This window comes from Cohnella herbarum, assembly GCF_012849095.1.
Lineage (GTDB): Bacteria > Bacillota > Bacilli > Paenibacillales > Paenibacillaceae > Cohnella > Cohnella herbarum.
The window spans coordinates 6,744,282-6,762,344 of the sequence record NZ_CP051680.1; the positions used below are offsets into that span (position 1 = coordinate 6,744,282).

Annotated in this window: 18 protein-coding genes and 1 other annotated feature; of the genes, 11 read left to right on the forward strand and 7 right to left on the reverse strand. The window is 52.5% G+C overall.

Features of this window, described 5'->3' with window-relative positions:
• Positions 1 to 99 precede the first annotated feature (99 nt).
• Entirely contained in the window at positions 100 to 1,863 is a 1,764-nt protein-coding gene (locus tag HH215_RS28560) for an ATP-binding protein (protein ID WP_169282980.1), read from the forward strand.
• Here HH215_RS28560 and HH215_RS28565 read toward each other — a convergent pair.
• Positions 1,830 to 2,750: a diacylglycerol/lipid kinase family protein gene (locus HH215_RS28565; protein ID WP_169282981.1), complete on the reverse strand. Its 921-nt coding sequence runs from the start codon at positions 2,748 to 2,750 to the stop codon at positions 1,830 to 1,832. The two genes, HH215_RS28560 and HH215_RS28565, sit on opposite strands and share 34 nt — an antisense overlap.
• Positions 2,751 to 2,910: 160 nt before the next feature.
• Between HH215_RS28565 and HH215_RS28570 the strand changes: the two genes are divergently transcribed.
• From HH215_RS28570 to HH215_RS28610, 9 genes are all read left to right on the forward strand, one after another.
• The gene (locus HH215_RS28570; protein ID WP_169282982.1) at positions 2,911 to 3,900 is read left to right on the forward strand and encodes a 2-hydroxyacid dehydrogenase; all 990 of its coding nucleotides are present in this window, start codon (positions 2,911 to 2,913) and stop codon (positions 3,898 to 3,900) included.
• 1 nt (position 3,901) lies between these two features.
• A complete protein-coding gene (locus HH215_RS28575; protein WP_169282983.1) occupies positions 3,902 to 4,582 on the forward strand; it encodes a DUF8692 domain-containing protein in 681 nt (226 codons plus the stop codon).
• 66 nt (positions 4,583 to 4,648) lie between these two features.
• On the forward strand, positions 4,649 to 5,761 hold the full coding sequence (locus HH215_RS28580) for a DNA alkylation repair protein (protein WP_169282984.1): 1,113 nt from the start codon (positions 4,649 to 4,651) through the stop codon (positions 5,759 to 5,761).
• Positions 5,758 to 6,804, forward strand: coding sequence for an FUSC family protein (locus HH215_RS28585; protein WP_169282985.1), 1,047 nt, complete (start codon positions 5,758 to 5,760; stop codon positions 6,802 to 6,804). The genes HH215_RS28580 and HH215_RS28585 overlap by 4 nt, the downstream gene beginning before the upstream one ends.
• Positions 6,805 to 7,209: 405 nt before the next feature.
• On the forward strand, positions 7,210 to 8,142 hold the full coding sequence (locus HH215_RS28590) for a hypothetical protein (protein WP_169282986.1): 933 nt from the start codon (positions 7,210 to 7,212) through the stop codon (positions 8,140 to 8,142).
• Positions 8,143 to 8,235: 93 nt separating this feature from the next.
• On the forward strand, positions 8,236 to 8,976 hold the full coding sequence (locus HH215_RS28595; RefSeq protein ID WP_169282987.1) for an ABC transporter ATP-binding protein: 741 nt from the start codon (positions 8,236 to 8,238) through the stop codon (positions 8,974 to 8,976).
• A complete protein-coding gene (locus tag HH215_RS28600; RefSeq protein WP_169282988.1) occupies positions 8,969 to 9,718 on the forward strand; it encodes an ABC transporter permease in 750 nt (249 codons plus the stop codon). Before HH215_RS28595 ends, HH215_RS28600 begins: the two co-directional genes overlap by 8 nt.
• 2 nt (positions 9,719 to 9,720) lie before the next feature.
• Positions 9,721 to 11,187: a sensor histidine kinase gene (locus HH215_RS28605; RefSeq protein WP_169282989.1), complete on the forward strand. Its 1,467-nt coding sequence runs from the start codon at positions 9,721 to 9,723 to the stop codon at positions 11,185 to 11,187.
• Positions 11,162 to 11,854 (forward strand): response regulator transcription factor, encoded by a 693-nt coding sequence (locus HH215_RS28610; RefSeq protein WP_169282990.1) that lies wholly within the window; start codon positions 11,162 to 11,164, stop codon positions 11,852 to 11,854. Before HH215_RS28605 ends, HH215_RS28610 begins: the two co-directional genes overlap by 26 nt.
• A 116-nt stretch (positions 11,855 to 11,970) precedes the next feature.
• Here HH215_RS28610 and HH215_RS28615 read toward each other — a convergent pair whose 3' ends face one another.
• The 6 genes from HH215_RS28615 to ilvA form a co-directional block, all read right to left on the reverse strand.
• The gene (locus HH215_RS28615) at positions 11,971 to 12,249 is read right to left on the reverse strand and encodes a transposase (RefSeq protein ID WP_169282991.1); all 279 of its coding nucleotides are present in this window, start codon (positions 12,247 to 12,249) and stop codon (positions 11,971 to 11,973) included.
• A gap of 13 nt (positions 12,250 to 12,262) precedes the next feature.
• The gene (locus tag HH215_RS28620) at positions 12,263 to 12,406 is read right to left on the reverse strand and encodes a hypothetical protein (RefSeq protein WP_169282992.1); all 144 of its coding nucleotides are present in this window, start codon (positions 12,404 to 12,406) and stop codon (positions 12,263 to 12,265) included.
• Positions 12,407 to 12,495: 89 nt separating this feature from the next.
• The gene (locus HH215_RS28625) at positions 12,496 to 13,125 is read right to left on the reverse strand and encodes a TVP38/TMEM64 family protein (protein ID WP_169282993.1); all 630 of its coding nucleotides are present in this window, start codon (positions 13,123 to 13,125) and stop codon (positions 12,496 to 12,498) included.
• 55 nt (positions 13,126 to 13,180) lie between these two features.
• Positions 13,181 to 14,386 (reverse strand): MFS transporter, encoded by a 1,206-nt coding sequence (locus tag HH215_RS28630; RefSeq protein ID WP_254450257.1) that lies wholly within the window; start codon positions 14,384 to 14,386, stop codon positions 13,181 to 13,183.
• A gap of 84 nt (positions 14,387 to 14,470) precedes the next feature.
• On the reverse strand, positions 14,471 to 15,613 hold the full coding sequence (locus tag HH215_RS28635; protein ID WP_169282994.1) for an MGDG synthase family glycosyltransferase: 1,143 nt from the start codon (positions 15,611 to 15,613) through the stop codon (positions 14,471 to 14,473).
• A 151-nt stretch (positions 15,614 to 15,764) separates the two neighbouring features.
• Positions 15,765 to 17,033: a threonine ammonia-lyase IlvA gene (gene ilvA / locus HH215_RS28640; protein WP_169282995.1), complete on the reverse strand. Its 1,269-nt coding sequence runs from the start codon at positions 17,031 to 17,033 to the stop codon at positions 15,765 to 15,767.
• A gap of 48 nt (positions 17,034 to 17,081) precedes the next feature.
• Positions 17,082 to 17,340, reverse strand: a binding site (T-box leader).
• 75 nt (positions 17,341 to 17,415) lie between these two features.
• Here ilvA and HH215_RS28645 point away from each other — a divergent pair.
• On the forward strand, positions 17,416 to 17,979 hold the full coding sequence (locus tag HH215_RS28645) for a hypothetical protein (RefSeq protein WP_169282996.1): 564 nt from the start codon (positions 17,416 to 17,418) through the stop codon (positions 17,977 to 17,979).
• The last annotated feature ends 84 nt before the right edge of the window (positions 17,980 to 18,063 follow it).

Sequence of the window (18,063 nt, forward strand, 5' to 3'; positions counted from 1 at the left end):
AACCTCCATTTTTTGACTTTGACGGAAAAGGAATTTGCTGGTATTCGTCGAATCCTAATACACGAAAGCAACAAATGTCAGTTTCTGCGAGGGATCATAATGATGAACGGTTCCGTAGCCACTTGGTCTACTTTCTTTCTGCTGCTGGCGCTGTTAATTAGCATACTCGCATCATATACCATGTTCAACTTCATCGGCAATCTCAAAAGAACGAACGGAACTTTTCGCCAGTTTTGGTTGGCGGGGGGAGCGTTCGTTTTCGGAGTCGGGATGTGGGCGAAACACTTCGTTACGCTGCTAAGGGAAAATGAACCTCTCAATTTTACCTGGGTCATGCCGGTAGCGTTGATGTTTATTATTTTCTTCTCGCTAATGTCGTTCGTCATGCTGACTTTTCAGGGAGTTCTGAAGTATCGTCTCGTGATCGGCAGCTCGATTCTGGCGTTCGGCGTAGCGATCATGAACTATTTTAGCGTGCTAGGACCGGAGATCGAAGGATTAAGCATCAACATCGGATACATCTTGCTCTCTCTTCTTCTGTTATTCTTCGGCACCTACTTATCCTTTCTCTTGTCGGAAACCGCTTATCGCAGCAGAAAGTTTCTCTCTAGCTTGATCTTGGGCGCTTCCGTCGTCGCCGTGCAATTACTAGGCAATGAAGCGTTGCAGATCGAATATACCGACGGAATCTCCACGTGGGACAAGCTCAGCCAGGATATTAATTTGCTAGCGCTGATCGTAGGCGTCGGGGCTTTATTGATTCTGGTTTCGACTCACATTACTTGGTATATCGATAAACGATTAAACCAAATGGACGAACGTTACCGGCTGTTGGTCGAGAACTCGCTGGATACGATCGCGATACTTAAGGGCGACCGCTGGGGCTTCGTGAACGCGGCCGGTTTGAGAATGTTCGAGGCGGAGATGATCGGAGATTTTATCGGCAAGTCCATCTACTCTTTCCTGCCCGTGAAGGATCATAGCATTGTCAAGGAAAGGCTGCATAATCTGGTTTATACCGGCAGCGGCAAGCCGATCGAGCAAGAATGGTTAACTTTGAACGGTAAAGTGCTGCATACCGAGATCGTAGAGACGATGACGACGCTCGACAACGAGCCAGCCATCCAGGTGATCATCAGGGACATCTCCGAACGGAAGAAGAACGAGGAACTGCTTATCAACTCCGAGAAGCTCTACGTAGCAGGCCAATTGGCAGCGGGAATTGCGCACGAAATCCGTAATCCGCTCACGTCGCTTAAAGGATTTCTGCAATTGATCGCTTCCGGGAGAAAAAACAACAACAGCTACTACGACATCATGAACGCGGAGCTCGATCGGATCGAGGATATCGTCAGCGAACTGCTCATGTTATCCAAACCGCAGGTTTACGAGCTAAGCTATCAGGATATGCGGGTAATGATGAGGGATACGGTTACTCTTCTGGAGACGCAAGCCATTCTTCATAACATCGCGATCGAAGCCGAATACGGCACGGATCCTCTGTGGATTTACGGCGTGGAAAATCAGGTGAAGCAGGTTTTTATCAACGTGATCAAAAACGCGATAGAAGCAATGATAGACGGAGGAGCGATCGGAATTAAGCTCTCCCGCGAGAACGACGGAGTATACGTTCGCATTCGCGACGAAGGCCCCGGGATCGGCGAAGATCAATTGGCGAAGATGGGGCAACCGTTCTATACGACCAAAGAAAAGGGAACCGGTCTCGGTCTCATGGTCAGCTATAAAATCGTCGATAACCACCAGGGGAAAATCACCGTGGACAGCGAGATCGGCAAAGGGACGTTGTTCGAGATCATGCTGCCGTTCCGCTATCCGGAAACCGCGATCAAGAAATCCAGCTGACGAGGACGAATCGCGGCCGTAATCGGGGTTTCCCCGGAAGGCTCCCCGTCTCCATAAGCCAACATGGACACCGGCGTCTCGATGGTGACGGAAGTCCCCGACAAGATCGTTACGAATCGTTGCTGACGAATATGTTTGCCCGTTAAGACCGTTGGGAAAATGTATAGAATACGCGGAACACTACAGTCGTGAACGATGCACACATGGAGAAGTCCGTCGTCCGGAAGGGCGTTCGGACAGATTTGGAGTCCGCCGCCGTAAGAGGAAACGTTCGAGACCGCGGATAACCAGCCTTGCCGGAATTCATGGCTCGTTCCGTCGATCGTGATCTTAATGGGACGCGGTTTGAATTTTGCCAAAGCGCGCAGCAAACCGATCACGTAAGCAAGGGAGCCGATTCTAAGCTTGTTGCACCATTTTTTGTAGCTTGATCGGTTAACGTCCTCCGCGACCGTCGCATCAAGCCCGATGGCGACCGCTGTGAGGGTAAGCTGTTTTTGACCGCTGCTCGTCGTAGTCTCCAGCAGGTCGATCCGCCGCGAGTGCCCGTCTAGCAGAATAGCTAAAGCTTTGATCGGATCGCTAGGTATGCCGAGAGAACGAGAAGTATCGTTGCCGGAACCGGAAGGAATAAGGCCCAAAGGAATACCGGAGCCGGCAAGTATGGGCAGAAGACCATGCAACGTACCGTCCCCGCCGACAACCGCAACCGCTTTCATTTTTCCCCGTTTCAATTGCTCGCTTACTAGGGCAACGGCCTCCGATTCCGATTTCGTAGCAATCTTCATGTATTCCGCGCCGCTTTTTCGAAGCCGAACTTCTACTTTATCCCATATCTTCTTACCGCGGCCGTTACCGGAATTTTCATTGACGACGAACAGAATCAAGCCGTTCAAGCCCCCTTGGTGTATGCGTGCCTATGACTCTCATTATAAGGGGGGGCGGCGAAATGGGGAAGACCCGTCCACGGCGGGGAGGGGCAATAGAAACCTTTCGGGGGGATACCGCGTCCATTTGCACATGAAGCTAAGTTAGGGAGTGAACCTGATGTCCGCAATCCGTTACAAAGTGGCCGTCATAACGGCGCAAGGAAGAAACACGTTCACGGAGCAGCAAGTCCGTAAGCTGGAGGATTCGGCGCAGGTCGAGTTCAGTTCGGCGATTCGCGCGCTTGGAGCGGATGAAATCGTAAAGCGTTTGGCCGATGCGGATTATGCGGGCTTGACCCCGCGATCGGTGCAGGTCATCGACCGGAGCTGGCTGGAGCGGCTGCCCCGATTGAAGGGAATCGCCGTATTCGCCACGGGCGTTGATTACATAGACACGGAGTATTTAAGCGAGAGAGGCATCGCCCTTTGCCATCTGCCCGACTACTCGACGGAGTCGGTCGCCGAGCATACGTTGGGCCTGTTGCTTACGATGTCTCGCCGGATTCACTTGAGTCAGGACCGAGTAAGAGGACGCGTTCCCGCAGGGACTTCCGTATTGGGGTGGGAGCTCCGGGGGCGCACGATCGGGATCGTAGGACTCGGCAGAATCGGTAACCGCGTTGCGGAGCTGGTCCGCGTATTCGGAATGCGAGTGCTCGGACATGATCCTAATCGTCAGGTAGAAGGAATCCCTAACGTAAGCATGGAGGAGCTGCTTGCTTCCAGCGATGTCGTAAGCCTTCATTTCCCGGCGCAGTGGCAGGGGGAGGCGGCGATCGGCCGTGAGGAGATCGCGAAGATGAAACCCGGCGCAACTCTGCTGAACGTGTCCCGCTGCGCGTTGGTCGATCCCGAAGCGGTCGTGGAAGCGATCGACTTGGGAGCGCTGCGGGGGTATGCGGTCGACGATATTTTTCCGATCGGGGAGTCGCATGGACGCGCCAAGGTTCAGATCGCCGAAGGCCGCATCCTGCAGACCGGTCATACGGCATGGTATTCGCGGGAAGTCATTCATCGGGGATACGACGCTTGGATCGATAATCTAATCGGCCTGGCCACCGGGAATCCGCGAAATCTAATAGGATTGCAGGAAGAGCGGGAGGATTAGGATGAATCGGTTAAAAGGTATAAGCAGCGAGATCAAGTTATTACTCGTACTCTGGACGGCCGTCATGGGATTTCTGCTTCTGTTGATTGCAGCGGCCTGGCCGCAATATTGGCGGTTCATCGCCGCGGAGACGACTCCGCTTGCTTGGCTGGAGAGCGTTCTTCTCTTGCTTGTCGCGGGAATAGCGGGACTTAACGCATTCGTAGGAACGATAGACGGAGACATGAATAGGAAATCCATTTCGGGATGGACTCTTCTGGCGGCGGCTTTCGCTTGGTTGGCCCTGGATGAGAGATTCGCCTTGCATGAAAGGCTGAGAGACCGGGTTCTGAAACCGACGGGAATCAAGCTGCTGCCTTGGATGGAAGCGGGCGACTGGCTTATTCCTCTCTACGCGGTCTGCGGAATCGCGGCGTTATGGGGCATCTGGCGATTAATCGGCGCGAATAGATCGGCACGGGTATTCCTCGTCGTCGCCCTTTGCGTATCCGTCTGCGCGGTTGCGATGGACACGATCGATATTCGTCGTTTGGACAAAAGCGCGGAAAGGTTGCTTCAGTCCGTGGAGGAAGGTTTGGAGACGATTGCGATGACTTCTTTCCTATCCTCGTTTCTATGCGTATGGATGGAAAGAATCCGTTCGCTTGTAAGCGGGAGAAGGAACAGAGCGATTAACGGATAGGCGCGTACCGACTGCCGGACATGTTATAATGGGATGGCTTTACCGTTGCATGAGGAGGATTTCAGAATGGCAGAACCGCTTAAGGCAATGTATAACGAGCCTTTTCTTAGAGCGTTTACCGATATTGTCCGCAAAGCTTACCCCGAATTCGACGGAGAGTCCTTCATACGGCTCTCGCTTGGAGCGGGCTGGAACGAGCTGGAGTTGAAAGGCAGAATGCGCCGAATTACCATGAGTCTCGGCGCTACGCTACCCGCCGATTACGATCGGGCAATCGATGTGCTGGAAGCGATCGCGGAGGAATGCCGCGGGTTTCCTTATTTGTTTTTCCCCGACTTCGTGGAAGTCTACGGCTTGGAGCATTGGGAGAAATCCGTGGCGGCGTTGGAGACCTTTACGAGAATGTCGAGCTCCGAATTCGCGGTTCGGCCTTTCGTGAAGCGGGATCGGCCGCGCATGATGGCCCAGATGCTCGAGTGGAGCCTGCATCCGAACGAGCACGTCCGCAGGCTTGCCAGCGAAGGATGCCGGCCTCGGCTGCCGTGGGCGGATGCTCTGCCCGAGCTCAAGCGCGATCCAAGCCCGATATGGCCGATCCTCGAGAACTTGAAGGCAGATCCGTCGGAATACGTGAGACGAAGCGTAGCGAATAACTTGAACGATATTTCCAAGGATCACCCCGATCAGGTCAAGAAGATCGCGCAAGCTTGGAAAGGCCAGAACGAACAGACGGAGTGGGTCATTCGCCATGCTTGCAGAGGGCTGTTGCGCGCCGCGGATCCGGAAATCATGGCGTTGTTCGGAATCGTCCCTCAGCCGGACGTTATCGTGAAGGAGTGGACGGTATTTCCTTCGACGGTAGAGATCGGGGGAGCGACGGAATTCCGATACGAGCTGCAGTCCCCGACCGGCGAGCCGGTCAAGTTAAGAATCGAGCTTGCCGTGCTGTTTCCCCGTTCAACGGGCAAGTTCTACCGTAAGCTCTTCAAGCTAAGCGAGAAAACCGTATCCGGCGATATGTCGATTCGAGGGGGGCGCGGCTTTTCCTTCGCGGACCTGTCCACGCGTCGCCATTATCCGGGCATTCACCGGCTTTCGCTTATCGTTAACGGGCAGGAAGTCGCTTCCGCCGACGTTCAGCTTCAAGCTTCGGCGACGGGAGGGACGGGCGACGCATGACGATCGGAGCAAGAGTGCTGAAGACGGGTCTAGCGGTGGCCATCGCGTTATGGGTAGGCGGACTCGTCGGTCTGGATTCCCCGTTAATCGCGGCAATCGCCGCTATTTTCACCATCCAGCCGTCCATTTATCGTTCTTGGATGCAAGTATTGGAGCAGGTACAGAGCAACGTGCTCGGAGCGATCATCGCGATTACGGCCGTATCGCTCATCGGAAATACGCCCATCCTGGTGGGCCTTGTTTGTATCGGCGTTATTTTACTATGCATACGACTGAAAACCGAAGAGACGATCGCCCTCACGTTGGTAACGGTCGTAGTCATCATGGAAGCCCAAGGCCAAGGGTGGATGCTTGCTTTGGACCGAATTGCCGCCATCTTGACGGGAATGGTATCGGCTTTCGCCGTGAATGTCGCCATTGCCCCTCCGCGGCATCGCAATCGTTTTCTGAAACAAGCGGAAGAGGTTCAGGTGATGTTATCCCGTTTGCTCAGGACGGTCGTATCCAACGAATTGAAGGAGAACGTCTACCGGGAAGAACAACACCGTCTCCGAATCAAGCTTCGCAAGCTGGACGAGTTCTACGAACTATTCGCAGAGGAGCGGGTATGGAGAAAGAAATCGAGGCTGAAGCGGGCGAGACTGCTCGTCGTGTACAAAGGGATGCTGACCACGCTCGAACGTGGATACGCGCTTATCGAAGCGGTGGAGGATCACTATTGGGCCGTCTCGACAAGCAAAGCGTGGAATCGGCTCATCGACCGACAAATCGAAGCGTTATGCGGCTACCACGAACAATTGCTATGGAAGTGGGAAGGAAAGATGAAGCCAGGCGCGTTGGCTTCCGCTCCCCCTCCCGAAGCGTCCATCCTGCTGACCGAGCTGATCTCGGACCGGACGGACGAGGATTTGACCGCCAAAGCCCGGCTGTTCGTCATTACCTCTTCGGTCTACACCTATGAAGAGCGCCTAAGGCGTCTGGATAAGCTGATGGAGCAATGGCTGCATCGCAAAGACGACGAAGAAAATCCGGAAGAAGATTAACCGGAAGAAGAATAACGTTCGAACCGAGCTAATTTCTGATATGAACGAATGAAAGTCCAATCAACGTGCCTAATAGGCCGGAGGTTGGGCTTTTTTTGCAATAATACTCATCTGTTCGCTACGACAAAATCGACATTCTCGTCACTTCCGTTAGAGTTGAAATCAACGTCGTGACCTCGAATACTAAGCCGTTCCTCATGTGATTTCCCAGTATCCAATCCGCTAAGGGGAAATGTAAGTATACGTAGTGGATTATCCGTAGTTCACTTTATAAAAATTTTAGAATTTTTTAGATTCGCTTTACAACCGTTTTAGGGGGAGTTTAGAACCGGTGGCTAAGATGAAGATATGGAAGCCGAGAGGAAATTCCAAATATCTGATAGAACCCCCAAGGAGGAAAAGAGAATGAACAAGAAGTTGGCGATGATCGGAGCGGGAGCGGTAGCGGGCAGCGTGCTGCTGATGTCGTCCGTATACGCGGGAATCGGAGGGACCCCCGGCTACGATACTTACAAATCGGCCATCAAGAATACGGCCGTCACCGTACAGAACTCCACCAATAAGATGAACTTGACCGTGGAGGATAACGGCAAGGTGCTGTTGCAAGTGAATACGACGATAAAGACGGGCAAAGACGATAAGACGGGAAGCGCCGATGCGACTCTTCAGAGCGGAGAGACGAAGCAAAGCATTCAATACTTTAATCAGGGCGGCAAGCAAATTATCAAGTCCGGGAATTCCGACGTGTACAAAGTACTGGAGAACGACGCGGGAGAGGAAATGCGCCACGAAAGCGGACATCCGGATGAACTGCAAGATCCGGCTTTCGCCCGGGAAGCGGAGAACGTCATCGATGCGTTGGTGGGCAATTTGAAGAACTATGTGACCTTGGACGAAGAGGGATCTGCAAAGGAGATTTCGTTGCATCTCGAGGGTAGCCAAATTCCCGCCGTGGTGAACGCCGTAGGTTCGCTGATCATTAGAGAAGGAGGCCGCGATCACGGCGATAAGGCCCAGGGGAAGGCGGCGGATATCTTCGGATTGAATTTGCAAACCGTTCATGACAGCCTTCCGAAGCTGACCGATGAGATTAAAATCGATGCGGTTAACTTGGGTGCGGACGTGAATGCCGACAACCTGATTACGAGCCATGCCGCCGAAATTCGGATTAGCGGCAAGGACAACCAAGGCACTCCGCATTCAGTGGTCGTAAAGCTCGGCATGGAATCGTCCGATTTTAACTCCACTACGCCGGATACGGTTGATTTAACCGGCAAGCAAGTGGAGAACGTGAAGCTGTCGGATGAAAAAACGTTCCAGCGGTGGCACCGTTCATAGTCAGACCATCAGACCGCGCTAAGAGCGGGGAGCGACCAAGACTGAAAGATCGGAGTCGCTCTTCCTCTTGCGCCATGCGAGGAGACCAATAAGATGGAAACGATCGTCGAGATAGAAGGATTAACGAAAACCTTCCGCAATCAAAGGGGAATTCACGATATAAGCCTTACGGTACGTAAGGGGGATATCTACGGATTCTTCGGACCTAACGGAGCCGGTAAAACGACCGTGATGAAGATTATGGCCGGCTTAAGCAAAGCGAATAAGGGCAAGGTTCGATTATTCGGCCATGAGGTGACGACGCATTACGAGCAGGCGATGGCCAAGGTCGGCGTATTGATCGAAACGGCGGAAGCCTACGAGTACATGAGCGGAAGAAAGAACCTGGAGCTAGCCGCAAGGCTGTATCCGGAGCTTCCGGGCAGTCGAGTGGACGAAGTGCTCGAACTCGTCGGGTTAAGCGGCTACCAGCGGGAGAAGGTAGGACACTATTCGCTGGGCATGAAGCAGCGGTTGGGTTTGGCGGCGGCCATTCTATCGCGCCCTGAGCTGCTGATCCTCGATGAACCGACGAATGGGCTCGACATCGAAGGGATGGTTCAGATTCGCGAGGTGATCCTGCTGCTGGCTCGCGAGGAGCGAACGACCTTCTTCCTATCCAGCCATCTCATTCACGATATGGAGCTCATGTGCAACCGAATCGGAATATTGTACGGCGGCAAGCTTATTCGCGAAGGACTGAAGACCGAGCTGCTGGACGGACGCTTTCCTACGTTAGAGGAGCTGTTCATCCACGAGGTGAAAGAAGAAAGGAGAGCGGTGAACCATGCATAACTTGTACGCGAACGTCTGGAATGAAACTTTGAAGATCGCTTTGAAGAAGAAAACTTGGTTTTTCATGGCCATGACTTTGCTGATCCCGATCGGAGCCGCCCTGCTATTTGCCAACGTTCAAAGCGGTTTAGGCATCAGCGCCGTTTCCTCGGGCGATTTTCCGATCGTCATGCTCGGGCTGTTCACCGGGATATTCCTGCCGCTCTTCATCTTCATGGGCGCGGCGGACCAGTTCTCGGGAGAGCTCGGCGACCGAACGCTTAAGATTTTACTGACGAGGCCGATCTCTCGCTTCAAAGTTTTCGTATCCAAACAAATTTCCCTTAGCCTGTCCATAGCCGTATATTTATTCCTCGGGATGCTCGGTTCGGTAGGTTCTGCCCTATTCTTAAGTGGCCGCGTTTCGGTCTACTCCATTGGAGATTGGTTGCTCGCTTACGGTTCGGCATTCGTTCCGCTTGCGGCGCTAAGCATTGCGGCGGTGTTTATCGCGCAGTTTTTCTCGAGCGGCAGCAGCGCGCTAACCGTCAGCGTATTGTTATATATCGGGGTGAAGGTAAGCTCGTTCTTCTTCCCTCAGGTGTCGACCTATTCCCCGACGGCCTATTTGGATTGGCACATGCTCTGGATAGGCACCCCGATGGCGTCGAATCAGGTAGGGGCCGTATTTATGTTTTTGGTAGCGTGCAGTATACTGTTTTTTACAGCGGGTTATTATTTGTTCGATAAAAAGGAGCTTTAATCTTGTCCATTCGCGTGAAGCTCGTCCTATCCTACTTGGCTATGTTGGTCGTGCCGTTCGTGCTGTCTATCATAGCCTTCGCCGTGATTTTTTATTTCTACGCAAGTCACGGCAGTCCGTTTATGAAAATGGTAGAACAGGAAGCGAGCCTGTATGCGGAGATCAAGCTGACGAGCATTCGCGAGCCGGAGCAATTCCTTCGGAAGGACGTAGCCGAGAATTTCGAAGAGCGATTAAGACAAATGAACATGAATCTGATTATACGAGTGAATCAGGATATTCAATATGCTGCGCCTAGTTTACTCTCGTCGGATCTCCTCGGGCAGTTGCCCGCTTTCGGGACGGTATCCGAGGAGGAGGGAGAATTCCGCAAAAAACATAGGATTGCGCGTCATGAGGACTTTCTGCTGCCGGACGGGCGCGAAGGCTCTATTTTCGTCGTCGCGGACGACTTCCCGATTTCCAAAGAAATCATGGAAGCTTTTATCTGGTTGGCGGCTATCGTTCTGGTTATTTTGGCTCTTACCAACGGGGTGCTGACTTATTTGATGTCGCGCAGCATCATTCGTCCCTTGAAAGCCTTGCAGAGAGCGACGGAAGAAATTAAAGAAGGCAATCTGAATCATGAGGTCAAACCGCGTTCCAAGGACGAGATCGGGAAGCTTAGCGTTGCATTTGAAGAAATGCGCAAGAAGCTCAAGGAATCGGTCGAACTGCAACTGCGCTACGAGGAAAACCGCAAAGAATTGGTCTCGAACATCTCGCACGATTTGAAAACGCCGGTTACCGCGATTAAGGGCTACGTGGAAGGAATCATTGACGGAGTGACGGACTCGCCCGATAAGCTTGACCGGTACGTCAAGATTATTTATGCCAAAGCGGTGGATATGGATCGGATGATCGATGAGCTGTTCCTCATCTCCAAGCTGGAAATGGGCAAACTCACCTTTCAATTCGAACCGGTGGATTTAGGCGCTTATTTGCAAGATTGCGCGCTCGAAATACATTTGGATATGGAGAAAAGGGGCATCAAGCTGCAACTGAACATCTTGCCGGGGAATTCGGCGCTCATTATGGCCGATCGCGAGAAGTTAAAGCGCGTGCTCATGAATATATTGGAAAACGCGATGAAATACATGGATAAACCGGACGGAAGAGTAGGGCTGAACGTCCACATGGAAGAGGGGAGGGCCGTCATCGGCGTGAGCGATAACGGTCAGGGAATCGCCCAAGAGGTGCTCCCTCATATATTCGATCGGTTTTACCGGGCGGATCCATCCCGTAATTCATCCACCGGCGGGAGCGGGCTTGGACTGTCTATCGCTAGGCAGATCGTTGAAGAGCATGGCGGTCTGATCTGGGCCGAAAGCGAGCTTGGCATGGGCACAACGGTTTATGTGGCGTTGCCGCTGCGGAGCAGGGACGAGAGGGGGACAGCGGAACATGGGCACAAAGATCTTGATCATTGAAGACGAGCAAATTATAGCGGAGCTGGAGCGGGATTATTTGGAGATCAGCGGATTTTCCGTGGATATCGAGAATTGCGGGGAGAAAGGGCTGCAACGCGCGCTCAGATCGGATTACGATCTGATTATTCTCGATCTCATGCTGCCGAAGATCGACGGCTTCGAAATCTGCCGGAGAATACGCAACGAGAAGGATATCCCGATTATTATGGTGTCCGCGAAGAAAGAAGATATCGACAAGATTCGAGGTCTAGGTCTTGGCGCGGATGATTATATCATCAAGCCCTTCAGTCCGGGAGAGCTCGTCGCCCGGGTGAAAGCCCATCTGTCGCGCTATGAAAGACTCAGCGGCCGGAAGGAAACCCGCAACGATGAAATCCACATTCACGGGTTGTCGATAGACAAGACGGCTCGTCGCGTATTCGTGAACGAGAAGGAAGTGACGTTTACGACCAAGGAATTCGATTTGTTGTGCTGTCTGGCCATGAATCCCAATAGGGTATTCAGCAAAGAGCAACTGTTCGATCAGATATGGGGCATGGAAGCCATGGGCGAAATCGCCACGGTAACGGTACATATCAGCAAGCTTCGCGAGAAGATCGAGGCGAACCCGTCCAAGCCCCAATACATCGAGACGATTTGGGGCGCCGGTTATCGTTTTAGAATTTAACGTAATGCACGGTGACACCGTCAACGAATAAAAGGCCGAACGGAGTTAACCCCGTTCGGCCTTTCGTGCATATCGACGCTGAATTTAATCTCGCAGTCCGAACTTTCGCCAAACCGCTATTTCTTTCCGCGGTCCATCTGGCGACGGGGATGATCGATCTTGCCCATCTTGTCCACGTCGTCCTCTTTCGGGACAAGCCGCGGATCCGTTCGGCCCTCGTGATGGTTGTCGAAACTGAACTCGGTCAGCTTCCACTCCGTTTCGCCTAGAATCAGATCGGAGGGGAACGCATCTCCGCGCTTGAGCTTCTGCGCTTGTCCCGCCTCGTTCTCGTAGACGCCATCAACTTCGACTTTTTCTCCGGACATCGGGTCCATGCTGTTAGAGTCGCTCATCTTGTTCGCTCCCTCACAATCCGTGTTTCGGAACGGCCGCTCTATCGGCATCCGATTGAAGCTGGCGCGCTCTGTCCTTGCCCGCCCCGGTTTGGTCTGCTTCCGATTGAGCTTTGCTGGCCGCTTTCTGGTTGGCGGAAGGGTTCTTTCCCGACATGACCACCATTCCTCCTTTTTATTCCGTGCACTTTAGGGTGCCACTGGAGGAGGAGCGTTATGCTTGGCAATAAGTGCTCGGGAGTCGGCTTAGTGATACCGGGCTTCCAACTTACGGCCGCCTAGCCACATTAAGATGAGGAAGGCAATGGCCATGACAATGCGCCAAGGCTGGTCGGCCATCGCTTGCAGATCATGTCCCAGGAAGGAGAGCGTGAAGATCATTACGCCCTTGCCAAGCGCCATAGCGATAAAGAAAGTATGTAAAGGAATTTTCGATAAGCCTGAAGCGATATTGACGATAACGGAAGGCGAGAAAGGAAAACAAGCCAATAAAAATATCGGTGTGAAACCCTTGCGTTCGATGTAATCGAAAAACTTTTTCGACTTCGGAAATCTCCGGCGAATGCGGTCTCCATATCGGTATCCGAAACGCCGGGCTAGCATGAATACCAAGAAGGAGCCCGAAGCCACTCCGATCCACGAGAACAGGAAACCCCACCACATGCCGTATGCGGCGGCATTCGCAACGACGAATACGACAAGAGGAAGAATGGGCAGTAAGGCTTCGAGGAACGGAAGCAGGATGCCGGGAAGAGGCCCGAACTGAGAGTAGCGTTGGAGGAGACTCTTGATCTCCTCCAGATTGATGTCTTTCGCATAAGAGATCCATTCGTGAAAGCTCCATGCGGACGACCATAACAAGTGCGCACTGTACATCGCTCGAACTCCATTCAACCCAACCGACTCCAAAATCTTGTCGGCGAATATTCGTTTATTTCATCCCGTTTACGGGAGGCAGTTCTTCGCCGCCCTTAAAGAGACGGAAAGGAAAGAAGACGTAAAACAAGCTAATGATCATAAACATGATGCCGGCCAACCCTACGACGGAGGCTTCGTGGTATCGCGTCGCGATGAAACCTCCGATGAGCGGACCGACGATCCCGCCTATCCCTTCCACGGTCGAGAAAACGCCCCAACCGAGGCCCTGCTGTCCCGGAGGGACGAAGGTTGCGAGCAAAGCGTTCCAAGCCGGCAGTACGGCGGCGTAAGAGACCCCTAGCACGAAAGCCCAGAACAAAGCGAGAGCGAGCGGAGGCTTCTGGGTGAGAGCGATCAGAATGATTCCGAAAGCCAAGAATCCGACGATGAGGAACCATTTTTTGCCGAACGTGTCGGATAGCTTTCCCATCGGGATAAGCCCGACTACGGTGCAGCCTCCGCCGATAATAAGCAGGATGGAGTAGTGGGTTGCCGACATGCCCAAGCTGTTCACGGCAAAGCTAGGCAAGATCGGAAGCAGCATGCCCGCGCCAAGCGTCTGCAGGACCATGCCGGGCAGCAGCAGCTTCATGTCCTTAAGCCGGCTTCCGAGTATGGCCAGCTGTTCTCGGAACGGGACGATGTCGATATGGACGCTGCGGCTTCCCTTAATAAACAGGGACATGACCCAGGCGGCTAGAGCGACTCCCGTCATTACCCAATAAGTGATCTCCAGGTTGAAATCCAGCAATAGATTCGTGACGACCGGTCCGCTGCCTAAGCCGACAAGCCAGACGGTGTACAAGAAACCCATTTGCGTCGCGCGCTGATCTTCTTTTACCCTTGTTAAGCAGACGATCCAGATCGGAGAAATCCCAATGCCATAGATGGCCGCGGCCGTAATGAATACCCAAGGGATATCTGCGAACTGAAGCGCGGCTATTCCGATCAACGAGAATAATAATCCGATGCTCACGACCGTGCGGATCGACAGACGGTCTAGTAGATAGCCGATAGCCAGCTTAAGTCCCGTATCCGTAATGTAGTGGGCCGTGATTGCGGCGCCGATGACGTCAAGGTCGAGACCGAGAGCTTTATCTCCATAGATCGGCAGGAAGCTGATCAGGGCCGCGCCCCGCACGAATTCAACTAAGAAGAGGATCGTCAAATAAAGCAGCATGTCCGATTGGAAAAAAAATTTCGTGAAAGCTTTGCTCACGATCAGCTCTCCTTTAACGAAGCTTCAATGAGAAACGAATTTAAGAGGTCGGGATAGACATTAACCTTTGCCTTAGCCCATGAATCATATCCGTACCATAATCGAAGTCGAGGAGGCCTCTTCCATTATATGCAATTGACGGACAATATCCAAGGCGATCCGATCGGCTGCTCCTTTTTTGCTTAAAGATCGCAGCGCGAGTTTCATCTCCAATTGGCGTCCGGGCTCAGAAAATAGCTCGGTAACGGCGCTTAACAACTGTTCGACGGAATGACAAATGACGGCCGCGCCTTTATTTTGCAAATATCGGGCGTTGTTGCGTTCTTGCCCCGGGACGGGGCGATAGAGGACGATAGGCAGCTCGGCGGAAATCGCTTCGGACAAAGTTAAACCTCCGGGTTTCGTTATTATGCAAGCGGATATCCCCATCAATTCATCGATCCGGTCGACATACCCGAGCACCGTAATGTCCCGATTCGCTTTGAATAAGTCGGTTAGAGAGTCCTTTAATTTTTGCCGGCGCCCGCATACGACCGCTACTTGCGTTTCGCGGCGGAGAGCTAGTTTACGGCAAAGCTCGGCGGTTTCCGACCCGCTCGCGTTGGCTGCGGCTATCATGAGCACGATAGGTTTATGAGGAGATAAGCCGTAATGGGCGGCGGTTCCCGATCCCGCCAAGAAATCCGGGCGAATCGGGATGCCCGTTGCGGCTACGCGATGAGAGTCGACGCCCAGGTCGCAAAGCTGCTTCCTTATATCTTCCGTCGCGACATAATATTTATCCACATCCGGATGTACCCATCTGAAATGCAAGTCAAAATCCGTCACGACGTTAAACATCGGAATTTTGCGACCCATGCGCTGGCTTACGTATGGAAGGACTAGAATGGGGAACGTATGGATGATGGCATCCGGCTGCTCTTGCTCCACTAGCTTTTGTAAGGTTACGGTACCGAAGGAATGCAACCAGGAGGCGAACAAGGAATCGGATTTCATTCCTTTAGTCGCTTCGTATACCCATCCGTACACTTGGGGGAGTACTTGGTAGCTCTTGTTATATACGTAGCGGCTGACTTCGTTAAGGACGGGATGGGATTCAGCGAGTAGATCGATGAGCTTAACTTCCGTATTACCTTGCTGGGCAAAGCTAACCTGCAGAGCGGAAGCCGCTTGCCAGTGACCTTCTCCAAAGCGTGCGTACAGGATGAAGATTTTCCTTCGTTTCATCTTTTGCCACCTCGCTTATCCCTGTTAGTCATCATCTTAGGTTTCCCAATTATTGTAGCTCCTAAGTGTAAAATGGGGATAAACGCACGAAGAAACGCTCGAAGGAACCCAGAACCCCTCGATTCTGGATTTGACGATTTCGTTTAATCAACTAGATGAGCAAATTAAACAGGATCGGATCTTTGTTGAGTTCGATAAACTGGAACCCTTTGTCGTTCATTCTGCCGACGAGTCCTTCGTAATCCTCCGGGCTCTTCAACTCGATTCCGACGAGTGCCGGACCGTTCTCTTTGTTATGCTTCTTCGTGTATTCGAATTGCACGATATCGTCGTTCGGCCCGAGCACGTCATCCAGGAATTCCCTAAGCGCTCCAGCCCGTTGTGGAAAGTTGATCATAAAATAATGCTTTAATCCCTCGTAGATCAACGAGCGTTCCTTGATTTCCTGCATCCGGTCGATATCGTTGTTGCCGCCGCTAATGATGCAGACGACGTTTTTTCCGCGCAAAGCTTCTGGATCCATGGCCGAGAGGGCAGCAACCGTTAACGCCCCCGCGGGCTCGGCTACGATCGCGTGCTCGTTGTACAGCTCTAGAATCGTCGTGCAGACGCGTCCTTCCGGAACGATGACGACGTCGTCCAACAGGTCGCGGCACATCGCATAAGTTAGCTCTCCAACCCGTTTAACGGCCGCCCCGTCCACGAATTTGTCGATGTCCGTCAGTGTGACGACTTCGTACGCCTCCAAAGCGCGCTGCATGGAAGGGGCTCCTTCCGGCTCGACTCCGACGATTCGCGTCGTCGGGCTGATCGCTTTAATATAGCTGGATACGCCCGCGGCGAGTCCGCCTCCGCCGATCGTCACGAATAAGAGATCGATGGAAGGGGAGCCTCCCTCGATGATTTCTTTGCCAACGGTCGCGTTACCCGCGATGATGCGGGCATCGTCGAAAGGATGAACAAACGGCAGCCCTTGCTGCTGGCTTACACGAATCGCCTCCGCGTATGCATCGTCGAACGTATCTCCGATTAGGCGGATGTCAACCTTGTCCCCGCCGAATAGCCGGACTTGGTTGATTTTCTGCCTTGGCGTCGTGGCCGGCATATAGATGATCCCGGGAATATTCAGCTTTTGGCAGGAGAAGGCGACGCCTTGGGCGTGATTGCCGGCGCTTGCGCAGATGACGCCCTGGCTTCGTTCTTCTTCGGATAGCGAAGCGATGAGGTGATAGGCTCCTCGTATTTTGAAGGAACGCACGACTTGCAAATCTTCCCTTTTCAAATAAACGTTGCAACCGAATTTAGCGGAAAGCGCGCGATTATGCTGCAACGGCGTCGGATTCACTACGTCTTGAAGTACGAGATGAGCGTTTAAGATATCGGCTAGAGATACGTAGTTTTCATGCTTGGGTCTGGTCATTCGGGATCATCCTTTCCGTTATTTAGGTATAAAAAAAACCGCCCCCGTAAAAGGGACGGATCGTTATCCGTGGTACCACCCTCGTTCCGAACTCACATCCTGCCGGATGCAACGTTTGGCGCTCGCGTATCGTATAGTGTGTATACGACGTCCCGTAACGAGGGCGAACGTCAACGCCTACGATAGATTTTCGGCGTCGCTTCTCGGGGAGGATATTGATCTGAGCTTCAACCATCGGCTTTCAGCAAATCGCCGACTCTCTGGAGATCGAAGGGTACAGATAACGTGTTCCCGTCATCGAATGTAATTTCTGTTATACGCTTCTCTATGACCGAAGTCAATCGCAGATTTGGCAGTTCCGCGAATAGTAAAGGGGATTACGATGAAAAAATTATTTATAACTCTGTTCGTGCTCGTATTTCTTGCGGCGTTCGCTGGGGTGGGCGCGCTCTATTACGTAAAGCCCGATCGGAATCTGGATTTATCGTATGAGGCTGTGCCGCTTAAGGATCGGGCTCTTGACATGATTCGCAGGGTGTCGCCCGAAATGATTTTGACGGGGGAGGATATAAGCAATCTCGCGATAAAGTCGCTGGCGGACAATCCGCAAGTCGAGAAGGACGTGTTGGTGACGGGAGCGGACTTTACGCTGGAGGGAGATCAGCTTATCGCCGATCTGAACATCATTTGGAAGAATCAGGTATCCGCTGGAATACAAGTGACTTACTTGCTCCGTTGGGACAATCCCAATGTCGTGGCCACGGTTGAAAAAGCGACGATGAAAGGAATTACGCTACCGAATTCGATGTTCTCGGATCGACTGATTCCGATCGGGGACGATCTTCCGAAGCTGCTGAAAATCAAGGATCTCGTATGGGGAGACGGCCAGGTAAAGGTATTATTCCAGAAACCTACGTTACAGGATTTACAACAGTTGATCGGGTAACTTGTAAGTAGATTTTGGGTCAATATTCTGTAAATGCGTCTATCAAACTTGTATTCACCCGTTAAAATAGAATAGAGTTGAATG